General features: G+C 62.2%; 8 protein-coding genes. 6 read left to right on the top strand and 2 right to left on the bottom strand.

The genetic code is table 11. The annotated features are described in order from the left end of the window. Positions 1 to 3 precede the first annotated feature (3 nt). Together AB4Y35_RS35100 and AB4Y35_RS35095 are read right to left on the bottom strand one after the other, a co-directional pair. The gene (locus AB4Y35_RS35100) at positions 4 to 423 is read right to left on the bottom strand and encodes a hypothetical protein (protein ID WP_368708008.1); all 420 of its coding nucleotides are present in this window, start codon (positions 421 to 423) and stop codon (positions 4 to 6) included. A 142-nt stretch (positions 424 to 565) separates the two neighbouring features. After that, complete coding sequence (locus AB4Y35_RS35095; protein ID WP_368708007.1) at positions 566 to 2,077, bottom strand: Dyp-type peroxidase; 1,512 nt, start codon at positions 2,075 to 2,077, stop codon at positions 566 to 568. Positions 2,078 to 2,812: 735 nt separating this feature from the next. Between AB4Y35_RS35095 and AB4Y35_RS35090 the strand changes: the two genes are divergently transcribed. The 6 genes from AB4Y35_RS35090 to AB4Y35_RS35065 all read left to right on the top strand — a co-directional run bounded on the left by AB4Y35_RS35090 (position 2,813) and on the right by AB4Y35_RS35065 (position 11,035). Beyond that, positions 2,813 to 3,757, top strand: coding sequence for a hypothetical protein (locus tag AB4Y35_RS35090; RefSeq protein WP_368708006.1), 945 nt, complete (start codon positions 2,813 to 2,815; stop codon positions 3,755 to 3,757). Positions 3,758 to 3,773: 16 nt separating this feature from the next. Beyond that, entirely contained in the window at positions 3,774 to 5,438 is a 1,665-nt protein-coding gene (locus AB4Y35_RS35085) for a hypothetical protein (protein ID WP_368708005.1), read from the top strand. Then, the gene (locus AB4Y35_RS35080) at positions 5,438 to 6,802 is read left to right on the top strand and encodes a radical SAM protein (protein WP_368708004.1); all 1,365 of its coding nucleotides are present in this window, start codon (positions 5,438 to 5,440) and stop codon (positions 6,800 to 6,802) included. The genes AB4Y35_RS35085 and AB4Y35_RS35080 overlap by 1 nt, the downstream gene beginning before the upstream one ends. Before the next feature lie 22 nt (positions 6,803 to 6,824). Continuing rightward, a complete protein-coding gene (locus AB4Y35_RS35075; protein WP_368708003.1) occupies positions 6,825 to 8,525 on the top strand; it encodes a ferritin-like domain-containing protein in 1,701 nt (566 codons plus the stop codon). Positions 8,526 to 8,671: 146 nt separating this feature from the next. Then, on the top strand, positions 8,672 to 9,676 hold the full coding sequence (locus AB4Y35_RS35070; RefSeq protein WP_368708002.1) for a hypothetical protein: 1,005 nt from the start codon (positions 8,672 to 8,674) through the stop codon (positions 9,674 to 9,676). Positions 9,677 to 9,793: 117 nt separating this feature from the next. Beyond that, a complete protein-coding gene (locus tag AB4Y35_RS35065; protein ID WP_368708001.1) occupies positions 9,794 to 11,035 on the top strand; it encodes a hypothetical protein in 1,242 nt (413 codons plus the stop codon). The last annotated feature ends 720 nt before the right edge of the window (positions 11,036 to 11,755 follow it).

Genomic DNA, 11,755 nt, shown 5'->3' with positions numbered 1-11,755 from the left:
GGTTTAGCGCCCGGTATCCGGCGGATAGCGCCACGAGCCGTAGTACCCATCCGAGTAGGCCGGCGGATGGACGCCAATGGCGCTCCACACAAGAGACTCAAAGAAATCGGCTTCGCTGGCTGGACCCGGGGCGCCTGGACTCAGGTCCGGGACACCCGCAAACCAGATCAATACAATCGCTTTGGCGACTGGCCCGAATCCTCCGCTGTTAATCAAGTCTGACCCGACAGCAGCGACGAGATCGCCCCCGGCAGCTTTCAATGCTGAAAATTGCGCGAGCACTGCGTCCAGCCTGTCCTGCCCCACATATTGCTTTACTGTGGCCAGGTGGCGCCCGGCGGTCGACGCAGCGATCATCGGCTCGTCAGTCAGGATAAGCGAGAGTTCGCTAAACAGCGCCAATTCGGAGGCTTCGTCAAACATGGCGCTGCCGCCTCCTCGAAGGCTTCACTGCTTTCGTTTCGTCACCAAAGCAAGGCGTTTCGGGTCTGCTTCGCAGAATGCGGCCTTCCCGAAACGCCTTCTGGCATGGCGGCTACTCGCGTGCGCTCCTATCAGTCGGAATCTAGACAATCCCGTGCAGCTTTCTGATACTGGGCGCGAAAAAGTAAGCACCACCTTCCAGAGTCACGAAACTTTCCAGCTCGAGTTGCGGCTTGTCGCTTTGCTGTAGTGATTGTGGCGCGGCACCGGCAAAAAACCGGTGCGTTTCATGGGACTGGCCGATGATGGGATCAATACCGCTTTCTGGTTGTGAGAAGTTGACGTTGTTCGCCCACGATTGCTGAACGAACTCGAACTGGTTCTCAATCGACGTAATGTAGCACTTGAAAAGCAAACCACGCGTTTTGTCGCCACCTGCCGATTGCTCGTTCAGCGCCTCCTCTTCAGTCACCTCAGGGCCGAAAGCAATGCCACGTCTTAGCATGCGGTGAGACTGCGTAAACGCCTCTGCCGCGTCGATCTCCTTCTTGTCCTTGACGTTCGGCTTGCCCGGGACGTCGTCGCGTGGATACGCTTTGCGGATATGCGCGGCAAACGGGCACTTGAAGCCCTGCCGGTCGCCGTCGAATTCGAAATCGTTGACATCGGGCGTCCCGTCGGCGATGGTGGGATTGTCAACGAGCGGCGCCTTGATGATGGCTGCACCGCTTTTCCATCTGCCAACCATCTGTGCGCCGAGTAAATCTGGATTCATCGGGTTGGCCGCACTAGTGATGCTTTGTGCGGCAAGCTTGACTGAGCGATTGAACTCAGGAACTTTCTGCGCGAGACGCCGGAACACGAGATACGCACCGTTTTCCATGAACGGCGAGGGGGGCTTTTTATCGTCTCCCTTGACTTCCAGCGAAGCGGCTTGAGGATTCTGGCCGGGAAACCCAAAGACGAACTCACCGGGCCACAGCAAATCCTGGCCTTTCTGGCCTTGCGAGGGATCCGCACCAGTAGCTGTCGGTGTGAGTGCAACGTTGGCAGAGGTTCTCCCCTTCACACCCGGTTGCGACACGCCATCCGCGTAGCCGAAATGTTCGTGACCAGCAACAGGTGCAGGACGTACCTGGCCTTCCTCCGTGTGCAAGAGCGTCCAGCCATTCTCGTTTGGTGGAGCGAGACGCAGAGAGATAATGTCCGCCACTTCAGCATGGCTGGCGCCGGTCACAACGAAGACTCCGTGGAGATTCGCGTCTGGGCGCAGGATAGTCCACGACGTTGTGGGCGGATCGGTCATCTGGTCCGCCCGCTTGCCCATGCCTTCGATGAAAGCCTTCGCCGATCCTGGGTCGATATCGCGAATGCCAAGTACGCTCAGTCCAGAGAATGTGAAAGCGATGTTGAGACCCGGCGTGGGCAGCAGTTTTCTACGGGTGCCGTTCCTGCTCTTTCTGATCATCTCATCCTGTGCGAGTACTTCGTCGACGCTCGTCAGATGCAACGAACGAAGGAAAGCTTTGAAACGCTTCACGTCCGATATCTTGAAGAAAAGAAGATGTTCGTTTTGCTTGATGAGACCAGCCAGAATATCGCCTTGAATGTCATTTGTCGGCAGCAAAGGTTCGTCGCTCAGATTGCGTGACATGTCTCTCTCCTCATAATTTCTCGATACACGATCTGGACGACATCCTCGGGCGAGACTCGTCCTCCTCAGCAGATTCACGCAAGCGTGACGAACACTGGAGTGGAACGAAGAATGCCCCCCAGAAGCACTCCCGCACCAGTGTTCCGGGCTTGATTTTTTGGATGGCCTTCGACGAGAAGATTAGAAAATCGCGAGTGGTGATACACAGAAAATCTATTCTCTGTGTGCGGAAGCGAACAATAGCGCTCGTTGTTAAATAACTTTCTCTCCGATTTAATATCTGGTTCAGCACCTGCTTCTGATCGACATAAGAAAAACGACGCAACTTTGTCAGTACGCGCGACAATCTTTCGCGCGGCATGCTCGCAGTCCGACTCCATGGGAGACGAAGGACAGGAAGTCTGTGCGGACACACACATAGGTTGATGAATTAATCGTTTGCCGGATAAAAAAGCATCGCTTACAACAAACTCTAAATTGGCACTAAAGATCAATTTTATTTAAAGAAAGGTAACGTATTGAATGGGCGATAGCATCATTGCTTCGAAAGCTTCTATTCCCGGATTGCCGAGAATCCGCCGTTGATGCGCGGCAAGTGTCCCTTCAATGCGACGTCATGGCTTTCGCCAAGTTTTTTTGCTGTGCTCAACCCGTCGTCGATGTGACTGTGAAAACTGTCGCTCGCCGTAAGTCCTGCCGCATTCGATCACGCCCACATCAATCAGGAGCGGAAATATGGCCGCCTATCCAAAGCAAATGCCCATGCGAATTCAAGCGAGGCCTGGCTCAAAGGCAGAGCGCGAGTATTTCGTGAGTTCCAAACTCCCTGGCCAACACTGGCCGGAACCGCAAGCCATTGCACCAGGCGTCAATCCTGCACCGCTCGAAGACCTGCTGTTTCATGGCGGAAAAGTGATTCCGAGCATGGAGTTTCAGAACATATTTCTGGGTGGAAGCGGTTCCTGGGTGCAGAGCGATATTCAGTTCATCGACGCGGCGATCGGGCATGCCATGCAGCACAAGCAGATGAACAACGTCATGCATCAGTATTTCCCCGGCGCCACGCTCGCGTGCGAACAGCGTGAGTTTGTCATTCTCAACGCAGCGAAGCCCGAAAAGATGACCGAGAAGAACGTGCAAGACCAGGTGGTCGCGCTGCTGGAATCAGCGCTCATCCAGGACAGCAACCTCGATACGTGCCTCTTCAATTTGCTGCTGCCGGCTGGAACGATACTCGAGCTTCAGGGGGCGAGTTCGCTCGAAGGGCTGGGCGGCTATCACGGTTCAGTTCACTTCACCCAAGGCGGCGCCACACGCACGCTGTACTACTCGGCCAGTGTGTACTCCGAAATGCTTCCGGGCAACAAGGAGAACGGAATCGTTTCGTTTGATCAGTCGTGGAAGAGCGTAGTGGGAACGCTATATCACGAAGTCAACGAGTTCCGCACCGACCCGGACGTCAACGACGCGATCGAGAAGAACAACAATGACTTTCTCGGCTGGTCCTCCAGACAAGGCCGGGAAGTCGGCGACCAGCCGATCTTCCAGGCCGGCTCAAACCTGGCGCTGGTCTTCAAGGAGATCAGCGACCCGCCGAGAACGACCCTTCTGCCGGTGCAGCTTCTTTATTCAAACGCCGTTCACGGGGCCGAAGGGCCGATCGCGAACCCGCGCCCATGACCCAGGAGGATCGAACATGGCCGAAGTGATTCAGGACCTGTTCTTGAACCCGCCGTTCGCCGTTGCGCGGCTCGGCGGGGGCAGCGTGCCGCAGGATTCGTATCGTTGGGAGACCGCGCCCGATCCGAGGTCGACCGGCGAGACGGTGGCGGCACCTGACTGGTCGCTAACCGTGGAAGCCGACGCGACGGTCACACCGCACCTGCCGGCCAGTCTGCGCTTCAGGGACGGCGCCATGATCCGCCCCGTGGCGCCCTTTGTCGAAGTGTGGGCGCTCGTCGGCGAACCGGGCAGTGCGCCCTCGACGTGGCGGGAAGTCTCGCTGACGCCTGATCGGCTGACTGCCGAGAACATCGCGCTCAGCGCGCTGCAATTCAGCGTGACGGCAATGAACGGCAAGGCGGCGCGACGCACCGGCAACCCGGCGCTTCGGTTCGGCACGTTTGCGCCGGTGGATGTCGGGGCGGACGATCACGGCGCGAAACTGCTGCTTGCTACGAGCCCCCCGGACGCACAACCGAAAATGATCCCGGGAGGCCGCAGCATTCCGCTTGGCTCGGTGCAGGTGCTGCGTTCGCGATCGCAGCCGGCGCCCGGAAGCACGCCTTGGGCCGATGTCGTCGACGTCGCCGTCATCCGGCTTCGCTTCACACCGGCGCAGGGTCACTTCTACGGGCCGCCCAACACCGCGACGCCTCAGCCCACCACGCGCCGGGGCAACCGTTTCGCACCCGTGGACGCCGCGCGCGCCTTCCTCGACCCCTCCGCGGGCTGGGCCGGGTCGATCGCCGTAACCAGGGCGCCCGACGCGCCATCCGACACTTACGACGGCGCAAGCGTCGGCAATCAAGCCTCACTGGGCGTCGTCGACGACACGTGCGAAGCGCGGATCGAAGTCCGGCTCCCGCTACCGCAAGGCGGCCGCACGCTGACGGCGGCGGCGTCGATCTTCGTTGCGCCGCCGGATTTCGCCCCGGACCGGCGACCCTTCGTCTCCCTCGCTGACGAGATCAACGACCGCGCGGGCGACGCCGCCGCGCGCTCTTCCGCGATGTCGGCGCCGGAGCGGGATGCCTGGGTCGAGAATCTCTTCGAGCGGATTTACGAAACCATGTCGCTGTTCAACGTCGACTGCTGGCGAGCCGAACGCGCGGCGACGCTCACCGGCGCCCAGCTCAAGCCAGAGCCCATCGCCAACGATACGACGCCCGACGCAACGCATGCTGCCGGCGGCCGCGACGCGCTGCGCAATCCCATGTACGCACTGCTGGCTCCGAGCAACGACGTTCCTTTGCCGATGACCCAGCACGCGCGGTCGAGACACCGGGATCTGTCCGATCTGCAGGCCCTGGTCGCATTCATCCTCAAGAACCCGGGGCGCCTGCGGGCCTTGATTCGCGGCCCGTTCGAAATCAGGGCGAACGAGACCGCCGATGTGACCACGATGGCCATGCCGCCTTTCATGCGCCAGTCCAACGCCCTCCCGCTCAGCCTGTCCGCCTGGCAGTACCAATTATTGATGGACTGGGTAAGCCAGACCGAGACCGGAACGGCCGCGATACCGCAAGCGGTGGCGCAAGCCGCAGCAGCTGCTCCGCGTCCGGCCGGCAGTCCGCTCTCCGCGCGCGCGCAGCGGCGTCGCGATCAGGTGCTCGCGCGCGTACGCAGGGTGCAGCCGTGATGGAGCGACTCACCGACCCGCCTGCGCCGCTGCCTTCACCACCCGACGCGCCACTCGTACGGCGCTTTCGCTCGCGCGTTGGCGACCATGTCTTGCTCGTGCCAGGCTCGCGCATCTACGACCTCACCGGCGCGGATGGTAACGGCGAGCCAGACGAAGAGATCGACCATCTCGTGAGTGCCGTCGCGGATACGCTTCTGCTGGACGGCGCCGCGGCAGGCTCGCTCTCGCAGGTCGTCGTGCCGGCTCCGCAGAGCATCTCGCTCAACGTCAGTTCGAGCTGCAACCTCGCTTGCAGCTATTGCTACGCCGCGCGCGGCGGCTTCGAAGGCGCGCAGCCCAAGCCCATGCGCTGGGAAACGGCGCGTGCGGCAATTGACCAGTTGCTCGCCGAAGCCGACACCGATGCGCCGCTGACCATCGGATTCCTGGGCGGCGAGCCCTTCGTCAACCGCAACCTGCTGCACCAGGCCGTCGCGTACGCAACGGATGCCGGGAAGCGCGCCGGCCTCGATGTGCGCTTTTCAGTCACAACGAACGCCACATTGCTCGACGACGACGATCGGCAATTGCTGCGCAGCCATCCCTTTGCCGTGACGGTCAGTGTCGATGGCGACGCGCCCACTCACGAACGCTTGCGCCCGTTCGTTCGCGGCCCCGGCAACGGCGCGGGCAGCCACGCACGGCTGCGGGAAGCCATCGCGCCACTGCTCGCCGACCCCGGCCAGGCGCATATCGCCGCGCGCGCGACGATCACGCGCATGCAGCTCGACTTGCCGCGCGCGTTCGATGCGATCCTGTCGCTCGGGTTCGAAGAAGTCGGTTTCGCGCCGCTGCGCCGTGGCCCCGAAGGCTCAGGCGCGCTGCAAGACGCGGACTGGCCCGTCTACCTGCGCTCCTTGTCGGACCTGGCGCGCAGAGAGCTCGCGCGTATTCCAGCCGGAGGCGCGCTGCGGCTCACCAACCTTGCAGTCGCACTGAAGCAGTTGCACCGCGGGGCGAGCTCCCCCTACCCGTGCGGCGCGGGCGGCGGCTATCACTCCGTCGCCGCCAACGGGGACTGGTACACCTGCCATCGCGCGATTGGCAACGCAGACTTCAAGGTCGGCGATTCGAACAGTCTCCAGCGCGAGCGCCGCACGCGCTTTCTACAGCAGCGCCATGTGCACGCGCAGACCCAGTGCGCGAGTTGCTGGGCTCGCTATCTCTGTGCGGGCGGCTGTCATCAGGAGGCCGCGCAGCGCACCGAGGCCTCGTGCGACTTCATTCGCAACTGGCTCGAATTCTGCCTTGCGGCCTATTGCGAACTGGGCACGAGCCACCCGGACTGGTTCGACGCCTGCGCGTCGACCTCCCACACTTGACTCATCTTCGAAGGGGGACGCAGTGAGCAGCCCTGTCAAACTGTTGCCGCGCAACGTCGCGGCGCTGCGCCGCGGTTCGAGCGCGAGCACGCCCTCGGTGCTTGCAAGCCCGGTTACTGGCAATCCGGTCTCGACCTTGCTCGAGTCCGGCGTCGGCAACTGCTTTCCGGGACTCGAATGCGACCTGCGCAACCTGGAGCGGCGCTTCTTCCCGTTCCTCGAAGTCGATCTTCTGGGCGACCGGATCAACGTGATTTCCGTGGATAAGGACGGCGTTGGCGCCGCACAAAACGCCGGCGCACTGGACGCGGCGAGCGCGAGCACCTACGGCGCGATCGCCAGTGACCTCGAGCAGAGCCGCCATTGGACCATCACTGCACTGCAAGGCACCTTTGGCCCACTGGGTCAACGCACGTTGAAGATTGCCGACCTCAACGCCACGAACTCCAATGGCAATCCACCCGATGTCTGGACCGCTGTTCGACTGCTTACGGAAGGCACGCCGGTGACGGTCACGCTCAAACGCGGGGCGACGTCGCGAGCGCTGACCGGGCCCCGCCAGCGCTACCTGGACGACAAGGGCGCGCTCGCCGGCATGTTCGTGCCCGGAGAGCTGACTCAATCGCTGTGCAGCCCGTGGACGCACGACTTCCGGGACTGCGCCTGCTTCTACTGGGCCTCGAATCACCCTGACATTGCGCGACCGCCCGAGCCGGCGGTAGGTGCCACGGCTCCCGAATGGAATGCCGATGTGCCGTGGGAGCGCGCGGCCCGTGTCGCAGACGTACTGCCGCAACCGGCCACGGTCGATCTGCCCGATTCCGAGTTGGACCACTACGAAATCAATGCGCGCTGGCAAGAGCTGAACTTCGTTCTGGAAGGGCGCGAGAATCTCGGCCCCTACCTTGCCCAGGTGCGCACGGCGTCACCGTTCGATAACGCGCAGCAACTGATGGCACAGTTGCGCTACGCGTCCGGTGTCGAACTGGCCGTGATGCAGACCTACCTCACTGCGGCGTTCTCGCTGCGAACCGATGCGCCGGTCGGCACACTGCGCGATGACATCACCGCGGCGCGCGCCGAGCTGATGCGGATCGCCATCGGCGAGATGCAGCATCTGCGCGCGGTCAATGGCGTGATTGCTTCGATGTCGCAGCGTGCGCAGCAAGCGTTCGAGCCGGCGCTGCATGTTGCGCGCGTGCTGCCCGGACAAGGAAGCACGCCGTGGACGCCGAGCGCGGCCACGCCCGAGGCAATTGTCGGGTACCTTGCGCTCGAAGCGCCTTCGCAGTCGATAGACGGCCTCTACGCGCGCATCCTTGCTACCCTGGCGCGCGACGGCACCAACGAGGACCAGCAGACGGTGCGCACGGTCATGGCCGAAGGCGAAGATCACTTCGAGACGTTCGAGTTCATCCAGGAGTGGCTGGGCCGGCATGCGGTCGCCGACTACCTGGTGAGCCCGAACCTCGCCGCGCCGCCGGCGGACAACGCGGCGCACGCGGCCCTGCAAACGCTCTACGTGCAAACGCTGGGCCAACTGTATAGCGGATACACGCAAGGGCTGCCGGCCGGCGCGGCCGAAATCAACGAGGCGAGGTCGGCAATGATCGCTGAGCCCGGCGGCTTGTTGCCGGCAATGCAGGCAGTTGCCGGCGCAGGCTTCCTCGTGGTGTTCGACGCCATCGGCGATGCGCGCTTCACGCCCATGGATCCGCCTTGAGCACGCGTCGAGCGAGAACCGGCGCGCCGCGCGCGCCGATGCCGGACGATGATCCGCTTTCGAACGAAGCCGGCCTCACCATCATTGGCGTGGGTCCGGCAGCGCTCGCCTGCGCGCTGTGGCGCGCGCGGCACGAGCGCGTCTTCGTGACGCCGCCGCTCAAGGCGGCCTCGCAAGCCGACGCGCGCTGGATCGAGGCCGTGCCCATGAAGTCAATTGCGGAGCTCGTTGAACTCGGGGTTCATCCACATGATCTCGGGGTGCGTGAATTCGTTCGCACGAGAGCCATCGCGTGGCGCTCGCCGGAGCCCGAGATCATCGATACGGCCCCGGCGGCTCATCTCGAGCGGCCAGCGCTTGAGCGCGCATTGCTCGCCCTCGCCATACGCAACCGGCGCATCGAATTCCTGCCGCGCCGTGCGCCGGCCTGGCCGGCAGAGCAAGATTCGACGCACCGGCGGCGCGAGAGCCGCATCGTCGACGCATCAGGGCGCCGCGCGGTCGCCGCGACGCATGTTTACCGCTGCCGCCGCCCCTGGGTCGCGCGGACGTTCGCAATCGACTGCGACGCGCGGCGCGCCATCGCCCCGCTCATGGTGGCCGCGCTGCCGCACGGCTACCTGTATCGAGCGGCTGGTGCGCACTTCACGACGATCGGAATCGTCGGCCGCGGCCACATGTTGGCCGGCAGCGGGGCCGAAGTATGCGAGCGTTTGCTCAATGGCGCTGCGCGCTGGGCTGTCGCCGATCTCGCCACGCGGACATGGCACTGCACCGGCTCCCGGCCTGCGTCGATGCAGTGGGCCGAGTTCGGCAATGCCGTTGCGATCGGCGACGCGGCCTTCGCGCGAGACGCGCTGTCCTCGCAGGGCCTCGCCTCCAGCCTGACCGACGCTCGCTACGCGGCGCTCATCGAGACTGACGACGATTGCCGGACGCTCGCCATGCGATCGCGCCTCGCCCGCGACACACATGCGGCGTCGCTTTTGCGGATGCTGCGAGAAGTCTGGTGCACGAGCGAGCACTGGCGTCAGTATCAGGCGGAACTGGGCTCGTTGCGCGTCGCGGTGCGCTCCGCACCGACGCAATCGGCCGAACGCATGATCCGAAAAAGCGTTGGTCGCGAGGCAACACCTGGCACACCGATTTGAATGATGCGCCAGGCATGTCCGCTGGATCGACGCTTTGGCTGATTGGCACGATGGATGCTTAAGGGATGCGATCCAAGGTCTCGCACCTTGCCAACAGCGATCACTTCGAGGTTGATCATGTCCAGTCCTAACTTTATGGGGCCATCCGTCGTCAAGCTCCTTGAAGACTCCGAAAGGATGCTGGCCTATGCCGCTCGCGCCGGAAAGCCGATCCAACTCGAGATTTCAGAAACTATTGCGATGGCTCGCGAAGCGCAAATGCGCGGCGAATGGGCCGCTTCACTTCAAGCGAAGCTGTATTGCGCGCAAAGCGATCTGGCTAACGCAATCAAGCCCGTCACCGCGGAGGCGCTCGATCCGAAAGTCATGAAGGCGGCGAGGAAAGCGGCACGGCGTTATTTCTCGCTGGCACTCTTACTGACGCTGATCATCGTGCCCGCATCCATGGTCATGTTCGTCGACTCGAAGCTTTCCGAGAGCGGCAAGGCGTTGATCGATAAGAACGACAAAATCGCCATTCCGCTCCACGAGGCCCTGGAGCGGCAGCGCATTTCCATTACCACGAAAAGTCGAGGCGATGCCTTCGAATCCCTTCAAAAAACTCCGCTAACGCCAGTCTCGGCCAAACAAGGCATGTCGCGTGTTTCCGGGGAGATACCCGGGATCGACGCCGAGCTGGCGCTGACACCCTCTGTTCTCGTGATCAAGGAACAGCTTCAGGAGTTCGCGCGCAACAACCGCCAGCTCTACGCGGAAACAATCTGGCTCGAACGGCTCTCCCTTCATGGCAGCGAGAACCCCTACGAGTCGCCGTGGATGGCGAACGCTTCGACCCGTAGAGAAAATCTCGAAGTCACCCTGCCGATGCTGCTCCCAAAGAATTGGTGGAGCGATGCCGACACGGACGACCCCAAGCCCAAAGGACCCGAGCACGCCATCGACGATGGCATGGAAAAACTCGCGGTGTATCAGGACATTCGGGCAATGGCGCAGAATGCTGAACACACCAGCGATTTTTTCTGGAGCGCAATCATCGCGTATTTACTGCCGGTGTTATACGCGGTCCTTGGCACGTTCGCATTCATTCTTCGGGACTTGTGCGCCCGAACCCGAAGCTACACCTATCACGCGTCGCATGCGCGCTGTTCCAATCACGCGCGCGTGATCGTCGCTGCGATCGTGGGCACGGTGATCGGGCTATTCGACAAGTTCATGGACAGCTCCATTTCGGCTTCGCCTCTCGCACTCGCGTTCATTGCCGGGTATGCGGTGGACCCGTTCTTCGCGCTCATTGACCATATCGCCAATACCGGAAGAGGACCGTCTGTCGCTTATGGTCCGGCCGACAAGCCCGAATAGAAGTAGCGGGAGATGAGAAATCAGACCTGTCCGTTGCGGCGAATACTCAGTGACTGCACCAATTCCCAAGGGGAGACCAGAATAGCGCGCTGTGTGCTGGTCGCGGACCCTGCTGTGCGCGCTTCCTGGAGAGCCGGCAAGGATGGCGACGACGGTACGTGTGCCGGCATCGCGACATTGGTGCGGCGAGGAAAGAGAGCAAGCAGTTCAACGACTTCGCGAGGGCTGACTGGCACCACACGATGTACATTCGCCACCGGCACGTCATACTGGTCGTGCCGGTGTCCGCTGGTGCCACGGTTTATCTTATTGGTGGCTGTCCCGATGATGGTCGTCGCCATTCTTCGTAGTGCGGGCGGAAACCGCAGCCCGCAGCAGTTGTACGCGCTTTCGACTTGGAGCTATCAACCAGCTCTACGGCGTAACCTGGCTCGCGAAAGCGGCGCCATCCGCACCGCTAGCGGCACACCCGTAGTTCGCAATAAATCCGTCACAGTTGCGACAACAATTGTGTCACTGCGAGATCGACGGCAGGCGCGGATTCGGTTGAAAGATCTGGCGCCGAAAGCGCTGCCGGTGTAGTTAAGGGTTATTCGATGCCTGCCATCGGCCACAGGAAAGTGACGGTGCCTCCGCGCGTGTCGGCAGGCGTCGAACTGAGCCGGACGTGTCGACCTGGGTTCGGCCACTTTCCGACATTCATTCAGCACCAAAGATTGA

Source organism: Paraburkholderia sp. EG286A (genome assembly GCF_040965375.1).
In the GTDB taxonomy this organism is placed as follows: domain Bacteria; phylum Pseudomonadota; class Gammaproteobacteria; order Burkholderiales; family Burkholderiaceae; genus Paraburkholderia.
Note: the sequence above shows the minus strand (reverse complement) of the source record. Positions and strands in the feature narration are given on the sequence as shown.